At 63.6% G+C, this 16,479-nt stretch carries 15 protein-coding genes; 5 read left to right on the top strand and 10 right to left on the bottom strand.

Going from position 1 to position 16,479, the window contains the following annotated elements:
- Positions 1–24: 24 nt before the first annotated feature.
- From DFR67_RS05685 to DFR67_RS05675, 3 genes are all read right to left on the bottom strand, one after another.
- On the bottom strand, positions 25–216 hold the full coding sequence (locus tag DFR67_RS05685) for a ferredoxin (protein ID WP_110468463.1): 192 nt from the start codon (positions 214–216) through the stop codon (positions 25–27).
- 140 nt (positions 217–356) lie between these two features.
- Positions 357–2,093 (bottom strand): DUF3556 domain-containing protein, encoded by a 1,737-nt coding sequence (locus DFR67_RS05680; protein ID WP_110468462.1) that lies wholly within the window; start codon positions 2,091–2,093, stop codon positions 357–359.
- Positions 2,093–3,673 (bottom strand): acetyl-CoA acetyltransferase, encoded by a 1,581-nt coding sequence (locus tag DFR67_RS05675; RefSeq protein ID WP_110468461.1) that lies wholly within the window; start codon positions 3,671–3,673, stop codon positions 2,093–2,095. The genes DFR67_RS05680 and DFR67_RS05675 overlap by 1 nt, the downstream gene beginning before the upstream one ends.
- Before the next feature lie 244 nt (positions 3,674–3,917).
- Here DFR67_RS05675 and DFR67_RS05670 point away from each other — a divergent pair, with 244 nt between their 5' ends.
- Positions 3,918–5,390: an APC family permease gene (locus DFR67_RS05670; RefSeq protein WP_245937798.1), complete on the top strand. Its 1,473-nt coding sequence runs from the start codon at positions 3,918–3,920 to the stop codon at positions 5,388–5,390.
- Between the two features lie 63 nt (positions 5,391–5,453).
- On the opposite strand, the gene DFR67_RS05665 is transcribed toward DFR67_RS05670, so the two are convergent.
- From DFR67_RS05665 to DFR67_RS05645, 5 genes are all read right to left on the bottom strand, one after another.
- Positions 5,454–6,107: a DUF305 domain-containing protein gene (locus tag DFR67_RS05665; protein WP_245937748.1), complete on the bottom strand. Its 654-nt coding sequence runs from the start codon at positions 6,105–6,107 to the stop codon at positions 5,454–5,456.
- A gap of 102 nt (positions 6,108–6,209) precedes the next feature.
- Positions 6,210–6,644: a DUF6153 family protein gene (locus DFR67_RS05660; protein ID WP_110468458.1), complete on the bottom strand. Its 435-nt coding sequence runs from the start codon at positions 6,642–6,644 to the stop codon at positions 6,210–6,212.
- A 275-nt stretch (positions 6,645–6,919) separates the two neighbouring features.
- Positions 6,920–7,282 carry a histone-like nucleoid-structuring protein Lsr2 gene (locus tag DFR67_RS05655; protein ID WP_110468457.1) on the bottom strand — a complete coding sequence of 121 codons (363 nt, stop codon included), beginning with the start codon at positions 7,280–7,282 and terminating at the stop codon, positions 6,920–6,922.
- Between the two features lie 532 nt (positions 7,283–7,814).
- Positions 7,815–8,834 carry an LLM class flavin-dependent oxidoreductase gene (locus tag DFR67_RS05650; protein WP_110468456.1) on the bottom strand — a complete coding sequence of 340 codons (1,020 nt, stop codon included), beginning with the start codon at positions 8,832–8,834 and terminating at the stop codon, positions 7,815–7,817.
- Positions 8,835–8,911: 77 nt separating this feature from the next.
- Entirely contained in the window at positions 8,912–9,607 is a 696-nt protein-coding gene (locus DFR67_RS05645; protein ID WP_110468455.1) for a type 1 glutamine amidotransferase domain-containing protein, read from the bottom strand.
- Between the two features lie 151 nt (positions 9,608–9,758).
- Here DFR67_RS05645 and DFR67_RS05640 point away from each other — a divergent pair, with 151 nt between their 5' ends.
- On the top strand, positions 9,759–12,098 hold the full coding sequence (locus tag DFR67_RS05640; RefSeq protein ID WP_110468454.1) for a transketolase-like TK C-terminal-containing protein: 2,340 nt from the start codon (positions 9,759–9,761) through the stop codon (positions 12,096–12,098).
- Here the strand turns inward: DFR67_RS05640 and DFR67_RS05635 are convergent.
- Positions 11,991–13,076, bottom strand: coding sequence for an EamA family transporter (locus tag DFR67_RS05635; RefSeq protein WP_110468453.1), 1,086 nt, complete (start codon positions 13,074–13,076; stop codon positions 11,991–11,993). The genes DFR67_RS05640 and DFR67_RS05635 overlap by 108 nt on opposite strands.
- A gap of 88 nt (positions 13,077–13,164) precedes the next feature.
- On the opposite strand from DFR67_RS05635, the gene DFR67_RS05630 reads away from it, so the two are divergent.
- Positions 13,165–13,707, top strand: coding sequence for a CGNR zinc finger domain-containing protein (locus DFR67_RS05630; protein ID WP_110468452.1), 543 nt, complete (start codon positions 13,165–13,167; stop codon positions 13,705–13,707).
- Positions 13,708–13,758: 51 nt separating this feature from the next.
- Here DFR67_RS05630 and DFR67_RS05625 read toward each other — a convergent pair whose 3' ends face one another.
- Positions 13,759–15,696 carry a heavy metal translocating P-type ATPase gene (locus tag DFR67_RS05625; RefSeq protein ID WP_110468451.1) on the bottom strand — a complete coding sequence of 646 codons (1,938 nt, stop codon included), beginning with the start codon at positions 15,694–15,696 and terminating at the stop codon, positions 13,759–13,761.
- A gap of 64 nt (positions 15,697–15,760) precedes the next feature.
- On the opposite strand from DFR67_RS05625, the gene DFR67_RS05620 reads away from it, so the two are divergent.
- Together DFR67_RS05620 and DFR67_RS05615 are read left to right on the top strand one after the other, a co-directional pair.
- Positions 15,761–16,120 (top strand): ArsR/SmtB family transcription factor, encoded by a 360-nt coding sequence (locus DFR67_RS05620; RefSeq protein WP_110468450.1) that lies wholly within the window; start codon positions 15,761–15,763, stop codon positions 16,118–16,120.
- Positions 16,121–16,154: 34 nt separating this feature from the next.
- A complete protein-coding gene (locus DFR67_RS05615) occupies positions 16,155–16,469 on the top strand; it encodes a DUF6412 domain-containing protein (protein ID WP_146240379.1) in 315 nt (104 codons plus the stop codon).
- The last annotated feature ends 10 nt before the right edge of the window (positions 16,470–16,479 follow it).

The raw sequence follows: 16,479 nt of genomic DNA, 5'->3' as shown, positions 1-16,479 counted from the left end.
AGCGCTGCGATAGTCGAAGGCGGATCAGTCCTCGGTCGTCAACGCCGATTTCGGGCAGCTGCTGACCACGAGCCGCATTTCCTCGCGCCGCTGCGCCGGCACGTCGGATTGCAGGACGACCAGGTAGTCGTCCTCGTCGAGGTCGAACACATCGGGCGCCATGCCGACGCAGACGCCGTTGGACTCGCAGAGGTCGAAGTCGGCCTTGATCTTCATGAGTGAACGCATCCCCTTCGTCGCCGTATTCTGACGGTCGTCAGAATTGCTGTGCACTCGCACAGCTTAGCCGTCCGCGACACATTTGTGTCCAGGTATCGGTGGAGAAGGGGTATCGGGGAGACGGGGTACAAGTGCTGTCAGGGCGTCGAGGGCGTGCTGCTGTCGACCTGTACGGGGACGGTGTCGTCCCAAGGCTGACGCGTCACCATGTCAGACACCCGCACCGAGCCGCGTTCGAACTCGCCGGTCGCCGCATCGACCAACCGATACGCCTGTGTCGGTCTGTGAATGGGCTGAGCGTCCAGCAACACGATCCGGACCTCACCGGGCTCGAAGTGGCAGCGCTCCTGCAGGGCATCGATGAGATGCTCGTCGCCCAGATGGCCGTCGCCGAAGTTCCAGCCCATCGCCATGCTGCAGATGCGCTCACCGTCGGTGATCACGTACTGCTCCTCGGGATGACCGGCCATGGCGCGATGAGCCAGAGTGAACAACGCCCGTCCGTGCGTGTTCATCGCGCGGAACGCGTATCCCAGATACAAGGGGATCTGCGCACCGTCCTTGCCGTAGACGCGCTCCAACTGCGCGGCAGGCATGGCTGCGATGGAGATGATTCCGTCTTCTATTTTCTTCGATGCGGATGGTTTGATGCACCACAGGGTGGTGTCCCAGTTGCCTGCGTAGTAACGCATGCCGAAGAGAAACGAGATCTTGTTCGGAAAGAGGTTTCCCAGCACGACGATGCCTGCGATGACCGCGAACAGGATTGCAACGGGCACGGGATTGGTGACATCGGACAGGCCGACGTCTGCGTGACCGATGAACAGGGTGACCACTCCGAAGATCATGAAGACGTTCCACTCCAACGGGACTCCCATCGGTATGGCGGTGAGAATGCCCAGGTGGAAACAGATCATGATGGTCGCGGCCACGGTTGTCAGCCATCCGCCGCCCGAGAAGAACAGCACCAGAGGAACGAGCATCTCGATTGCGGTGGAGACATGGGCGAAGGTCCGCGCGAGTCTGCCGGGTCTCAGGTCGTCGGGGAAGTGCTCGAAGAACTGTCGTTTGAGGCGACGGGTTCTGACAACCGGGCTGTTCGACATCATGGTCGCCATGACGAAGGGAAAGTGCTTGTTCAGTTTGGAGGTGGCCGCCCCGATCCAGATCACGAGGAAGACGAGCTTGGCTGCGACGATCATGTCGACACCGCTGAACAGGAACGTCACGGTCAGCGTCGCGTACACCTCGCCGCGAGCTGCCAAGAAGATGGTTTTGTCGCGGAGACCGGCCAGCACCAGAATGGTCAGGATGGCCGATATCAGCCATATCGGTAGCGTGCCGACCTCGCTGTCGAGGGCGGGTATCGGGCCGGTGCCGTTGCTGAACAGCGCGAACACGATCATCACCAGCAGCGCTGCGTAGAGCGCCACATCCACCGTACGACGGGTGTCGCCGGACGTCAACGGAACCCTGGTTGGCCACGGCGGTTGCCGAATGGTCTTGACCCGCAACCAGTACAAGATGGAGCCCAGTGGTGGGAAGAACCGGTTGTTGAGGGGTCCGAACCCGCATCCAAGGCCGATGACCTCGAAGAGCATGGTGTACAGCACTATCTTCTGAAAGACGATCGGCTCGGTCCACCACGAACCGACGTTCGTGAATCCGTCGATACCGGCGGTGCTCAGGACGATGAGCCACCCGACGAGAACGTACAAGATGATCTTGAGAACGTAGAACAGGTGGAGCACCACCGGTGTGCCGAAGCCGATCTCGGCCCAGTGTTTCGCCATGGGACGGATCTTTTCCGCCCTGGTTCCCTTGTTCCACTCGGCCAGGTCGACGACGGGCAGGTCGGGTTTGAGAAATCCCATCAGCGCAGCCCCTTTCGGGACATTGAGATGGTCTCCTCCACCTGGTCGCTGATCTCTGTCACCCGGCCATGTGACAGCCGCACGGAGCTGCCGAGTAGGTCCTCGGTTTCGAGGGCGGCCATCAGGTCTTGGTCCGAGGATCGGCTCCAGGTTCGTGCCCCGTCGGCGGTTAGTCCGACGATGATGGCCCGCTCGGGGAGTCCCCGTTGATCGTGTCGGACGGTGTACGTCTCCAAGTGAACTGTACCGCTGTGGTTTTCGGCCGGCACGCGCCTCGGACATGCATCAACCGCCTGCTGCGGAGAGGTGACCCTGAACTGTTCGCGGGGTGGTGTCGTCGAGTACAGGGCGACGGCATGCTTTGTGAGGAACATGCCGGTGGACGTCATCAATCCCATAGCGCCTGGATCCTTACGGAGCGTTTCGGTCATGGTTGCCAGTGAGTGTGTGCCGTAATTGTTTCCCGGTCCACCCCCGAATGTGAGACCGCCCGTCACGGTGAGTGGACGGTCGGGGTCGAGTACGGGGAGTCCGAGGGCGTTGGCAGCGATCTGGACCGCGGATGGGAAGCAGGAGTACAGGTCGATGTAGGAGACGTCGTCGATGTCGATACTCGCGCTGGCCAACGCCTCTCGGCCATTGAGTCCGATCGCATCGGATCGGTGGAGTTGGTCGCGCTCGGTGACGAACCAGTGGTCGTGGCTTTCGGCCGACGCGAGGGGAAACACCCACCTGTCCGCCGGTATGCCCAGGCTCCGTGCCTTGTCGACGGAGCACACAACGATGGCCGCCGCCATATCGACCCAGATGTTCGAATTGAGCAATTTGGTGTACGGAAAACTGATCATGCGGTTGTCGGCCCCCACCGTGGCGATCTGGCGGGCGTTCGCATCGATTGCGTTCCAGGCGTGCGGGTTCGACTGTGCCACCGACGAGAAGTTGTGCCACAACGCACCGAGTGTCGACTGGTGCTCGGCGATTGTCCTGCCGGACGCGCCACGCAACGCGTTCTCGAACAATGGGTAATAGTCGGTTGGCAGCACGGCGCCGGCTGCGAGTTCGCAGGGGTGGGAAGCTTCGGGGCGAGGATCCGGGTGGGTCTCGGCCACACGAACCGAGCTGGATTGCTCGGTCCACGGTAGTTCGATGCCGGCCGTGCCCGCAGAGCGAATCGACCGGAACGCCTCGCCGCCGGCGATGAGAACGATGTCGTGGTCGCCGGCCGCGATGGCGAGAGCGGCTCGATTGACCAGGGCCTGAGGCTGTTCGCCGCCGGTCGTGGAGGTGACCAGATGGCGTGGCGGTGCAATGCCGAGTGCCTCCGAGACGGCGCTCGGCGCATTTCGGTATTGCCAACTCGCGGTCTCCACGGTCCACAATCCGGTGGCCTCGCGCAGGATGCGGTTCGGGTCGCCGCCGGTGTCGTCGGCCGCCCGGCGTAGCGACTCGGCCATCATCGCGGCGGGTTCGCTGGGCATGACGTCCTTGTCCGGCCGCCTGGTCCACTGGCCGACTCCGACGATCACAGGGGTCGACCGGGCGACGCTCGAATGCAGCCCGCTGGTGAAGGTTCCGGGCATCGTTCTCCTGTCTGGGCGAAACGCCCCCTCGTTGATGGACGACTGTCTGGAGGCTATTCCATCGAGTGGGCGCCAGGCTGGCGTGTTCCGGAAATGGGTCGTTGTGGCGAACAAAAGCCCAGTTGAGCGTCGCCAAAACAGCACATCATTGGATAAGTCGGGTTAGCCTTTTGTCGACGTTCCGAGCGCCTGGCGCGGGATGCCCTCCACAAGACAAGGTGAGGTACCCACGGTGGCACAATCCCTGGCCGACGACACGAACTCGAGCAATGAGCCGCATGGCGGCACTTCCGCCACCGAATTGAAGCGAACCCTCGGGGGGTTCCAGGTTTTTGCGATCTCCTTCGCGTTCATCTCAGTCGCCGTGGGCGTCTTCGCGACGTACGGACAGGTGTTGACGACAGCCGGACCCGTCGGCATCTGGCTGTGGGTGATCGCCGCAATCGGGCAGACCCTGGTTGCTCTGGTGGTGGCGCAGTTCGCCGCCCGGATCGCGTTGAGCGGCTCGTCCTATCAGTGGGCCTCCCGTCTTGCGAATCCCAAGGTCGGTTGGTTGTTCGGGTGGCTCACGTTCTGGTACCTGGCCACCGCAGTCGTGGCGATGGACAGTGCGCTGGCGAGTCAGGCGTTCATGCCGCTGGTCGGGATGGATGAGAACGAAGACACCGCCCGCATCATCACGGTGGTGGTCCTGGTCATCCAAGTGGTGATGGTGATTGCCTCGACGCGATTGCTCGGCATGATCACCGCAGGTGCGGTGGCGGCGGAGATCGGGATCGTCGTGGTCTTGGTGCTCGCGTTGGCCGCAGTTGTGGTGTTCACCAGCAGCGGCGATGTCGGCAATCTGACCTCGCGTGGGGTCACCGAGGGCGAGGCCAACTACTTCGCGGTCGGTGGCGGTTTGATGGCCGGGATGCTGATGGGCATGACCACCCTGGTCGGATTCGACTCGGCAGCCAATCTTGCCGAGGAGGCGAAAGACCCGTTCCGTAGTGTGCCGCGTGCGATCGTCGGATCAGTCCTCGCAGCCGCCATTGCCGGCCTCGTGTTCCTGATCGCGCTGACGGTCGCGATCGAAGACGTGACCAAGGTGAGCGCCGATGGTTCCCCGGTAGCGGCCATCATCCGGGATCAGCTCGGACCGGTGGCTGAGCGAATCCTTCTGGCAGTCATCGTGTTCGCGATATTCGGAGGCGGGATGGTGGTGTTGGCAGCCTGCTCGAGGCAGGCGTTCGCCATGGCCCGAGACGCGCGTTTTCCGGCACACAAGTTGCTGCGGAGGGTGAATCCCCGGACGCAGACCCCGATTTTCGCGACGGTCCTCGTTCTGGTGATCGGTGTGGTCCTCATGGTTGCGCTACCGGGTGATGCGCTGATCGAGCTGCTCGTCGGTGGCACCGTGTTGCCGGCCATCATCTACGGCGGGATCGTCATCTTGTACCTCGTGGTACGAAAACGACTGGAGGTCAAAGAAGGCGGATTCAGCCTCGGCCGTTTCGAAGTGCCTGTCGCGGTTGTGGCGCTGATCTGGGTGGCAGCAGCGATCTTCGTTCTCGTGACGCCGGAGGAAGCCCGTGTTCCCGTCCTGATCGTGCTCGGATTGGTCGCCGCAGGCGGACTCTATTTCGTGAAATTGATGATCTTCAACCGAGAGGTTTTCGAAACGGAACCCTCGGGCGGCGACGCGGTGCACCTGGAGGCGCAACCGTCTGACTGAAGTCGGCGACCGACCGGCCAGGAGCCACACGGATGTGGCACCCGGCCGGTCAGTATGTCGTTGCTACTTGGTCTGCAGCGCTCTCATTGCGGTGATCTCAGACTGTTGCGTGCGGATGATGTTCTCTGCCATTGCCTTTGCGTCCGGATTGGTGCCTTTCGCCAGCTCGGTCCTCGCCATATCGATGGCGCCGGCGTGATGCTCGATCATCATGGCGACCCACGCCTGGTCGAACTCGGTGCCGGTCTTCGACGTCAGGTCGGCCATGTCTTGGTCCGACATCATCGCGCTCATGCCGTGGCCCCCATGATCTGTACCGGTCATGTCTGCGGGCGGCGCTGAGGTCGGGGTGGGCTGACCCCAAGCCTGTAGCCAGCGCGACAGCTGATCCATCTCGGGGGCCTGAGCGGCTGCTATCGCACCGGCCAAGCTCACGATGTCGGGGTTGGAGCTGCGGCCGGTCACCAATCGGGCCATCTCCACGGCTTGGGCATGGTGGGGATACATGTCGGACGCGAAGGCGACGTCTGCGTCGTTGAACTCGGCGGAATCGTCGGCCGTCGACGGTGCTGCGGTCGCCGAATCGGGCATCGAATGGCTGGTCATCGAGTCCATGTCGTGGCCACCATCATCACTGCAACCGGACACCACGATCAGTGCGGTGGCGGCGAGAGCGGGAACGGCAAGCCGGACGCGGGTGGAATAGGACATACGCATGGTGGATCTCCTCGAAAAGTAGTGCGGAACTGCGTTGTGGAGCGGGCAGGGCTGCCCGCAGGTACATCTCTGTGGCACCTCACCGAAGTCGGTGAGCGCCTGTCAGATCCGCAGTATCGACAACTTCTCGAGCGTGGGGCCTGCCCACGGGGGAGCGCGGGACAGGTGCCGTCCGACCCCGGTGCTCCGGGATCGGGCGGCGGCGTTCTGGTCACTGTCTGGTGAGAGATGCCAGATGACCAGCAGTGCCGCGACGGCTGTCACCATGGCCATACACATCGCCATGGGCACGTGGGTCGTACTCTCGACGCCGGACGACATCGTCGCGGTCAGGGTGTGTGCGGTGCCGGCCTGGTGGGTGACTGTTGCCGGCGCCGCGCCAGGTTGTTCGCCGGCAGGTGCCGAAGCGTGAAGTTGTTGGCCGGCGCTGTGGCCTCCCGGAGGATGAGTCATCGGCAATGAATGCAGCAGCAGAACGCCGAACGCGATGACCACTGCCGCGCTCGCCCTCCTGAATCGTGCTGTTGCGTCATTCATGCCGATAAGCCTCCTCCGTTCTCAGAATATACCCCTAGTGGGTATACCCGTGGCAAGGTGGCAGGCCAGGGCATCTGACACGGATGCACACCGTTGAGTCACAATCACACGTTTGATCGTGTGCTTTTAACGCAACGGTGTGCTTTTGTGGCGGAGGGTCAACGGAGTACTCGTATCCGCATTCGGCGCACGAAAAAGCCGGCCGATCCGACTCTGATCATCAGGGTCGAACCGGCCGGCCGGTGGTCGATCAGCTTATTCCAGACGCGGGTGTATCAGTGCGCGCTGGTGAACGCTTCGACGATGTTGGCAGGGATGCGGCCGCGGTCGGAGACCTCGTACCCGTTCTGCTGGGCCCATTCACGGATGGCTTTGGTATCGGTGCCGCCGGCCGACGTGGCCGGCTTCGATGCGGAACTCTGAGAGGGCGATTTCTTGCGCCCGCCGGTGCGACGCGACTTCGCGAGCAGAGTGGAGACGGGGAGGCGGCCGTTTTCGATGCGATCGAGATTCGCTGTGCTGGTCTCGAATTCGTACTCGACGCCCAGCCAGGCCCACTGAACGACGTTGACATCTTCTACGTCGAGGGGTTTGCCGTCGATGTCGTCGACGAATTCGAATCGAGTTACTGTTGCCACTTCGGCTGCACGTCCTTTTGGATTAGCGGTTGTCTGGTTCTTTGTCAACAATAGCGGGTCGCGGCGTTGATCTGTACTACGTTCGGTCTACTGGCCGGGTATCGGTGGAGTAAGTAGATCGACTTGGTGAGTCTTCATGAGATCGACCCGCGGCAACATGAAACCAGCTGCAGCGTTCAATGAGTGTGAAAATCGTTGTACGCTGCGGGGTTTCGATTCGGAATAACACGATCCTTCTCGGCTGATGTCGCTATTGAAAGATAGTTCCCGATCGTCAAAACACGACATCTGAAGGCTCGGATCCAGCCAAGATGCCGAGATGAGTCGTTGCTCACGCTCCATCGCTGATGCCGCGGGCATGATCGTTGCGCTCATCAGCGGTAGAGACGTGATGAGCATGAAAGGCGTCCGGAACAAATCGAATACTGCGCCGCCATCTCTTCGAAGATTTGACGGACAGTAGTTCGGTGCTCGAGCAACTTCAGGCCTCGGTTGGGTTCGGCGTTTCCCCGGACAAATCGGGGATCCGACGTCAGCGCCAGCCGAGTGCCGGGGCGACGTGCTCGAGGATCGATTCGATGACGTGGGCGTTGTACTCGACACCGAGCTGATTCGGGACGGTCAGCAGCAGGGTATCGGCCGCCGCGATGGCCTCGTCCTCTCGGAGTTGCTCGATGAGCCGATCGGGCTCGTCGGCGTAGCTCCGGCCGAACCTGGCGATTCCGCCGTCGATGACACCGACCTGATCGGCGTCGTCGCCACCGCGGCCGAAGTAGGCGCGATCACGATCGTCTGTGAGTGCGAAGATGCTGCGACTCACCGACACTCGTGGCTCCCGCACGTGGCCCGCAGTTTTCCAGGCCTCACGGAACAGGGAGATCTGCTCGGCTTGTAATTGGTGGAACGGGACCCCGGTGTCTTCGGTCAAGAGCGTTGAGCTCATCAAATTCATTCCCTGCTGGGCGGTCCATTCTGCGGTGGCGCGACTGCCGGCGCCCCACCAGATACGGTCCCGCAGGCCCGGGGACTGCGGCTCGATGCCCAGTGCTCCCGGCGGATTCGGGAACATCGGTGACGGATTGGGCTGCGCGAACTTCGCGTTCTCGATGACCTTGAGGAAGACGTCAGTGTGTTCACGCGCCATGTCGGCATCTGTGGTCTCATCACCCGGCACATAGCCGAAATATTGGTAGCCGTTGATCACCTGCTCGGGGGATCCTCTGCTGATGCCCAGCTGTAGTCGGCCTTCGGAGATGAGATCGGCGGCCCCGGCGTCCTCGGCCATGTACATCGGGTTCTCGTAGCGCATGTCGATCACGCCGGTGCCGATTTCGATGCGGTTGGTCTTCGCGCCCACTGCCGCCAGAAGCGGAAACGGTGAGGCGAGTTGCCGGGCGAAGTGGTGCACACGGAAATATGCACCGTCCGCGCCGAGCTCTTCGGCGGCGACCGCGAGGTCGATCGACTGCAGCAACGTATCGCCCGCCGACCGGGTCTGCGAGCCGGGCGAGTCAGACCAGTGCCCGAAGGAAAGGAATCCGATGTTCTTCATGACAGGTTAAATGAAACCACGGTCCGTTTAATTCCGCGAGGGGTGGGACGCCGCCATGCCGGTGGCCGCGATCGGTGTCAGGCGAGGGCCGACAGGATCTTTTCGGCGAGTGGTGCCGACGATGCGGGGTTCTGGCCCGTGAAGAGGGTGCGGTCGACGACGACCTTCGGTGCCCAGGGCTCGCCCTCCTGGTAGTCGACGCCGAGTTCCACCAGTCGGTCCTGCAGTAGCCATTTCGCCTTGTCGGCCAGGCCTGCCTGATCTTCCTCGGCATTGGAGAACCCGGTGACCTGGTACCCGGTGAACGTAGGAGAACCGTCGGCCCGCTTCGCAGCCAGGAACGCGGCGGGAGCATGGCACACCACGCCGAGCGGCTTGCCTGAATCGATCACGTCGTTCAGCAATGCACCCGAGGTCGGATCGACAGCCAGATCTTCCATGGGCCCGTGGCCGCCGGGATAGAACACTGCAATGTAGTCGTCAAGGGCCACCGCATCCAGTGAAATCGGTTGTTTCAGGGCAGAGTTCGATCGAACCTTCTCAGCGATCGCATCGGCGTTCTCCTTGCCGCCGTTCATTTCGGCGCTCAGGCTGCCCTCGTCCACCACCGGGACGACACCACCGGGGGTGGCGACCACCACCTCGTGCCCGGCTTCGGTGAACGCATCGTAGGGTGCGACGAACTCCTCGGCCCAGAAGCCGGTCGGATGCTGGGAGCCGTCGGCCAGTGTCCAGTGCTTGGCTCCGGTCACCACGAACAGAATTTTCGCCACGATAGAGCTCCTTTGGTTTCGCGTACGCACTCCCGCTTCGGTTCATGCGGGAATGACACTGGGGTGTACCCGGCCAGGGCGACCGCAAACCAGTGCACGTCCGAGGCCCGGGCCCTTGCCCGAGTCCTTCGAGGCAGGGCAGGATCACCGTATGACAGACGAAGCCGAGGCCCCCGTGGACGCTACGTCGTCACACGATTCCGACCACGCAGCGGCGTTGCGGGACATCGAACAACGGGTGCTCTGGACCGCGACGTCTATCATTCACCACGCCAACCGGATTCGGCCGAACGAGAGCGGCATGAAAGTCGGTGGCCATCAGGCGTCGTGCGCGTCGATCACCTCGATCATGACAGCGCTGTGGTTCGAGCACCTGCGCCCGGGAGATCGGGTCTCGGTGAAGCCGCACGCCTCGCCGGTGTTGCACGCGATCAACTACCTGCTGGGTGAACTCGAGGAGAAGTATCTGACGACCTTGCGCGAGTTCGGGGGCCTGCAGAGTTACCCCAGTCGCGTCAAGGATCCGGATCCGGTGGACTATTCGACCGGCTCGGTGGGGATCGGTGCCACCGCGCCCATCTGGGGCGCGATGGCGCGCAGATACGTCGAGACGACGTTCGGCGGTGCGGGTACGGGGAGGCAGTATTCGCTCGTGGGTGATGCGGAACTCGACGAGGGCGCCGTCTGGGAAGCGATAGGTGATCCATCGGTGGCGGAGATGGGCGAGATCGTCTGGATCGTCGACATGAATCGGCAGTCGTTGGACCGGGTGGTCCCGAACATCGCTGCCGGTCGATTGGAGAAGATGTTCTCCGCGGCCGGATGGCAGGTCATCACCGTTCAATTCGGCGCGATTCTCGAATCGCTGTTCGCGCGACCCGGTGGTGACGCGCTGAGAGCTCGCATCGTGCAGATGTCGAATCCCGAGTACCAACGGTTGCTGCGGTGTGACGCCGAGGCGGTGCGTTCCAGGTTGCCGGGGGACGGTCCGGGAGCGGATGCGGTTGCGACGATCATCGCCGACCTCGACGATTCCACGCTGCTCAGTGCGATCCGCAACCTCGGTGGTCATGATCTCGATGCGTTGGGCCAGGCGTTCGCGCAGATCGATGACACCAGGCCGACGATTGTCATCGCGTACACCATCAAGGGGCACGCGCTGCCCACCGAGGGCCATCCTCAGAACCATTCCTCACTGTTGACGGTCGAGCAATTCGCTGATTTCGCCGGACAGTTGGGAATGGACCCGGAACGGCCGTGGCTCCGTTTCGATGCGTCGAGCGATGCCGGGCGACTGTGCGTGCGGACCGCAGAGGCCCTGCGGCGTGAACCGGTTCCGGCGTCTGCTCCTCCGCCGGTGCCGACCGATTTCGGCCGCACTCCGTCGGGAACGTCCACGACTCAGGCCGCGCTGGGCAGGGCACTGCTCGATCTCACCCGTGAGTCGCCTGCGGTCGCCGAGCGTGTGGTGACGGTCAGTCCGGATGTCAGTTCGACGACGAACCTGGCGGGTTGGTTGAACAAGGTGGGTGTCTGGTCGACCAGTGAACGACGCGACTGGTTCGCTGACGACGCGCAGACGATGATGCACTGGACCGAGAATCCGACCGGCCAGCACATGGAACTCGGGATCGCCGAGACAAATCTGGTGGGATTGATCGGCGAACTCGGCGCGACGTGGAGCAGGTGGGGCCAGCCGCTGTTCCCGATCGGGGTGTTGTACGACCCGTTTGTCGGACGGGCGCTGGAACCGTGGTCGTACGGTATCTACGCGGGCGGTCAATCGATCCTGGTCGGCACTCCGTCTGGGGTGACACTTGCCGCTGAAGGTGGTGCGCATCAATCGATCACCACACCGTCGATCGGCCTCGAGCAGCCCGACTGCGTGAGCTATGAACCGGCGTTCGCGCTCGACGCGGAGTGGGTGCTCTTGTCGTGTATCGCGCGGTTGGGCAGACCGAGCGGATTGTCGTCCTATCTGCGCTTGTCGACTCGCCCCGTGAGTCAGGCGCTCGCCGCGGTGCCGGACGATCCGGCGGCCCGCGAGCGTCGGCGTCGTCAGGTGGTGGCAGGCGCTTACATCGTGCGACACGTGCGGCAGCCTGCGGTGACCCTGGTCGGGATGGGTGCGGTGATCACCGAAACCCTTGCGGCAGCGGACCGTCTGGAGAAACAGGGAGTGTCCGCCGAGGTGATCTGCGTGACCAGTCCGGGTCTGTTGTTCGAGGCGCTGCAGGCCCGTCGCGGTCATGGTGATGCGCCGACCTGGATTCTCGACCAGATCTTTGCCACACACCGCGCGGCGCCGATGGTGACCGTGCTGGACGGGCATCCACACACCCTCGCCTTTCTCCCGACCATCAACGGCGTAGCGGGAACTGCGTTAGGGGTCAGTCGTTTTGGTCAGACCGGGTCGCTCGCGGACGTCTACGCCTATCACGGGATCGATGCCGACGGCATCGTCGCGGCCGCCCTCGATGTTGTCGAGTGAGGGGTTGTCGAGTGACAGGTCGTCAGAGGTGGCGCGAGGTCTGCCGCCGAAGTTGACCGCGACGAGTCCTGCGAGCAAGACTGCGGCGCCGACCAGTTGAGCGGCGGCCATCGTCTGGCCGAGCAGCCACCACGACGCTGCCGCCGATGCGACCACCTCGATCAATGCGACAAACGATGCCGGGGTCGCCCCGAGTAGGCGAACCGCCGTGACGCCGGTGACGTACGCGAGGCTCGTCGAGATCCCCGCGATGGCCAATGCGACGAGCCACCACGGCACCGCGGTGTCGGCGAGTACGGGGGAGGTGGTGCTCATCGACATCGGCAGCAGGCCGACGGCCCCCGCGACGGCGATCACGACGGTGCCGAGCATGAGTCCGCCCGCGGCGAGTGCGAGCGGATCAACGCTCCCGCCGGAACGCGAGAAGTCTTCGGTGGCAAGGATGAAGTAGCCTGCCAAGCCCACACCTGCGACGATCGCCCAGATCAGACCGACCGGATCGATGTCGCCGATCCCACTGCCCCCGAGGATGACCATGACCAGGCCCGCGAGTGCGGTGACGCAACCGAAACTGGTCAGAATGGTGGGTGTCCGGCCGCGGATCAGCCAGTCGTAGGCGACGACGAGGATCAGCCCGGAGTACTCGATCAGCAGTGCGACGGGGACGTCGAGGTAGCGGACGGCGTTGAAGAAGCTCAGTTGCACCACCGCGACGCCCAGTACGCCGTATGCGATCACCAGCAGAGGAGATTTGGCGAGTTCACGAAAGAGTCTGCGCCGCAGAAGAACAAGCGGTATCACGAGCAGTAGGGAACCCAGACCGAGGCGGACTGCGGTCACCGCGGCCGATGACCATCCGCTGTCGATGAGACTTTTGGCGAGCGGGCCCGAGGTGCCGAAGCAGACGGCAGAGGTGACCGCGACCAGCACGCCGTACGCAGGTTTTCGGGCGGTTCCCGGTGGGGATGGGTCGCTCACCTGGTTCTCCTCGGGGCAGTCGGTGGCAAGTCAGTACCAATATCGATTACACTCCTTACAGTGAAGCCGATCGCCCGTAAGGAGTCAAATGCTTTTTGCTCATGACACCGATCTTGCGTTGGTCGCAACAGCCGCGCTGATCAACACCGGGCGCAACGACGGCGACACCATGACCAGCCTGTCGCAGCTCAGTGAGTACCTCGATGAGCAGGGCTATTCGGGTCGACGCGACGGTGACGATGCCGAGCTGGGGGCCGTGCGGAAGCTGCGCAAACGCCTCGACACCCTGTGGTCCATGGAGGTCGACGATGTGGCTCGAGAGGTCAACGACATACTCCGTGAAGCCGACGCCCGTCCGTACTTGAGTCGGCATGACAACTGGGACTGGCACATCCACGTGACCGACGCCGAGGCTCCACTGGCCGACCGGATGGCGGCGGAGAACGCCATGGCGCTCATCGACCTCATCCGTACCGGCGAACTCGAACGACTCAAGACCTGTGCCGGCGATGACTGCGAATCGGTGTTCGTCGACTTCTCGCGCAACCGATCACGACGGTTCTGCAGCGATGGTGGTTGCGCCAACCGGGCCCACGTGGCGGCGTATCGTCGTCGCCTGTCCGAGGCCTGACCCGCCGCACTCGAGGGCGTTCCTTTCGCCGGCCCGGGCCAGGCGATCCGGTCAGTTGTCTTCCCACGCCTTGTCGCGTAGCAGTCGGAGGCCGTTGAGTGCCACCACAATGGTGGAGCCTTCGTGTCCGGCGACGCCCAGTGGCAGCGGCAGATGGCCGAACACGTCCCAGAGCACCAGAAATGTGATGAACCCGGCGGCGATCGCGAGGTTGGCGAACACCACCCGGCGTGCTTTGCGTGACAACGCGATCACTGCCGGCACGGCGCTGAGATCGTCACGGACCACGATCGCGTCGGCGGTGTCGATGGTGAGATCGCTACCGCTGCCGCCCATGGCAATTCCGCAGTGCGCGGCAGCCAGCGCCGGGGCATCGTTGACTCCGTCGCCGACCACCACAACCTGCTCGCCTGCCTCGACAGCGTCGGCGACGGCCTCCACCTTGTGATGGGGGAGTAACTCCGCTCGCACGTCGACGATCCCGACCGCTGCAGCCAGGTCCCGGGCCGCGACGACGTTGTCCCCGGTCAGCAGAATGGGGTCGTTGCCGGTCAGTTTCTTCACCCGCGACACGGTGGTTGCCGCGTCGGCGCGCACCTCGTCCCGCAGTGCGACCACAGCGCGTGGCGCTGAGTCGATCGAGACGAGAACCGCGGTGTGGCCTTTTCTTTCGGCGTCGCTGACGGCGTGTCGCAAGGTCTCGGGAAGGGAACGGCGCGGGTGTGACACCTCGACCCGGTGGTCGCCGACGGTCGCGGTGACGCCAAGGCCGGCATGTGCGAGGAAGGCGGTCGCCGAGGGGATCGGGATATCGGAAGAGCGCGCTGCTGCGACGATGGCCCGCCCTACCGGGTGTTCGCTGGATGCTTCGGCCGCAGCGGCAAGCGTCATCACCCGGTCGCGGGGCCATCCGGCGTCGACGACGACATCGACCACAACCGGTGCGCCTTTCGTGAGCGTGCCGGTCTTGTCGAATGCCACGACGGTGGCTGATCCCAGTTGCTCCATCACCACTGCGGATTTGACCAGCACCCCGTGTCTGCCGGCGTTCGCGATGGCCGAGAACAGCGGCGGCATGGTCGCGAGCACCACGGCACACGGTGATGCCACGATCATGAAGGTCATGGCGCGCAGCAGGGTTGGCTGCAGGTCGGCACCGAACGACAACGGGATTGCAAACAGCGCCAGCGTGGCGACCACCACGCCGACCGAATACCGTTGCTCGAACTTCTCGATGAACAGTTGGGTGGTCGCCTTCGTCGCGGATGCCGCGTCGACCATCGCCACGATCCGGGCCATGACGGTGTCGGACGGATCGCGTCCGACCTCGACCCGGAGGGCGCCGCTCCCGTTGAGGGTGCCTGCGAACACGTTGTCGCCAGGTCCTTTTCGTTCCGGCATGGGTTCTCCGGTGATCGAGGCCTGATCGACCTCTCCTGCACCCTCGATCACGTGTCCGTCGGCCCCGATGCGTTCACCCGGTCGGACCAAGATGTGGTCGCCGACGCGTAGCCGGCGGCACGACACGCGTGCCTCCGCGCCATCGGAGGTGACCAGGGTGGCCTGCTGCGGCGCGAGGTCGAGGAGTCCACGGACAGAGTTGGCAGTTCGTGAGGTAGCCACCGCTTCGAGCGCGCCGGACGTCGCGAAGATGACGATGAGCAGTGCGCCGTCGAACACCTGGCCGATGCCGGCCGCGCCGATCGCGGCGACGACCATCAGGAGGTCGACGTCGAGTACTCGATGACGCAGAGCTTGCAACCCTTCCAAGCCGGGCTGCCACCCGCCCGCGGCGTAGCAGGCCAGGTAGAGCGTCCACCAGATCCAAGGCGCGGACCCGGACAGTTGTGCAACACCTCCGGCGATGCACAGGGCGAGGGATGCGGTTGCCCAGCGAAACTCGGTGACCGACCACAGCCGATCGAAGCGGGGTGTGCGAACTCGCTGCGCGAGCGCAGTTGCCACGTTCGTGGGTGCGAGAACATTCATGTCGTGCAGACTACCGCACATATGATGAGCTATTCATATATGCGGTAGAGTCTAAGATGTCGACATGGCACACGGACCGTTGCACAACGCCGTCATCCCGGCGACCGCGCTCGACGCGGCAAATGCGGCGACCGTGGCCGAGACCCTGCAGGCCCTCGCAACGCCGAGTCGGCTGATGATGCTGACGCGTCTACGCCAGAGTGACTGTTCTGTTGGTGAATTGGCCGAGGCCGTCGGGATGGAGCAGTCCGCGGTGTCGCACCAGCTCCGGCTGCTCAGGGCGCTGGGACTGGTCCGTGGGACCCGGGCGGGCCGCAGCGTCGTCTACTCGCTGTACGACGATCACGTCGCGGCGTTGCTGGACGAGGCGATCTATCACATCGAACATCTTCGTCTAGGTGCACGCGGAGTCGACGAGACGTGATTGCCGATCTGGCCCATACGGTATGTTCTCATCCATGACCGATGGGGCGAGCGCGCTGAGCAGGTGGATGCTCGCTTTCGTCATCGGGACGTTCTTTGCTGTGATCGCCCCCATCGCGCTGGACAACCAGGCAGGCCTCGTTGCCGTCGGCGCCTCGGTGGCCCTTCTTCTGGTCTCTGCCATTGCACTGCATCGGATGCGCGATGTGCTGGTGCTCGTTGTCGTCGGACATACCGGTCCGGCCAGTGACGAGCGGTGCCTGCGGGGCTCATTCCGGCGGCAGACCAATCCTGACACCGATGGCCGTCCACGGCCTCGAGCACCCGGAAGTTGCCTGCGACCGGCCTAATTTCGTTGTG

Source organism: Williamsia limnetica, assembly GCF_003217475.1.
Taxonomy (GTDB): domain Bacteria; phylum Actinomycetota; class Actinomycetes; order Mycobacteriales; family Mycobacteriaceae; genus Williamsia; species Williamsia limnetica.
The sequence above is the reverse complement of the archived record's forward strand: the minus strand, read 5'-3'. Positions and strand labels throughout refer to the sequence as shown.

Coding starts and splice junctions, on each gene's coding strand:
- DFR67_RS05650 (WP_110468456.1), bottom strand. CDS start 8,834: ATGAAGAACATCGGATTCCTTTCCTTCGGGCACTGGTCTGACTCGCCC.
- DFR67_RS05640 (WP_110468454.1), top strand. CDS start 9,759: ATGACAGACGAAGCCGAGGCCCCCGTGGACGCTACGTCGTCACACGAT.
- DFR67_RS05665 (WP_245937748.1), bottom strand. CDS start 6,107: ATGCGTATGTCCTATTCCACCCGCGTCCGGCTTGCCGTTCCCGCTCTC.
- DFR67_RS05675 (WP_110468461.1), bottom strand. CDS start 3,673: ATGCCCGGAACCTTCACCAGCGGGCTGCATTCGAGCGTCGCCCGGTCG.
- DFR67_RS05685 (WP_110468463.1), bottom strand. CDS start 216: ATGAAGATCAAGGCCGACTTCGACCTCTGCGAGTCCAACGGCGTCTGC.
- DFR67_RS05615 (WP_146240379.1), top strand. CDS start 16,155: ATGACCGATGGGGCGAGCGCGCTGAGCAGGTGGATGCTCGCTTTCGTC.
- DFR67_RS05660 (WP_110468458.1), bottom strand. CDS start 6,644: ATGAATGACGCAACAGCACGATTCAGGAGGGCGAGCGCGGCAGTGGTC.
- DFR67_RS05630 (WP_110468452.1), top strand. CDS start 13,165: ATGCTTTTTGCTCATGACACCGATCTTGCGTTGGTCGCAACAGCCGCG.
- DFR67_RS05620 (WP_110468450.1), top strand. CDS start 15,761: ATGGCACACGGACCGTTGCACAACGCCGTCATCCCGGCGACCGCGCTC.
- DFR67_RS05680 (WP_110468462.1), bottom strand. CDS start 2,093: ATGGGATTTCTCAAACCCGACCTGCCCGTCGTCGACCTGGCCGAGTGG.
- DFR67_RS05625 (WP_110468451.1), bottom strand. CDS start 15,696: ATGAATGTTCTCGCACCCACGAACGTGGCAACTGCGCTCGCGCAGCGA.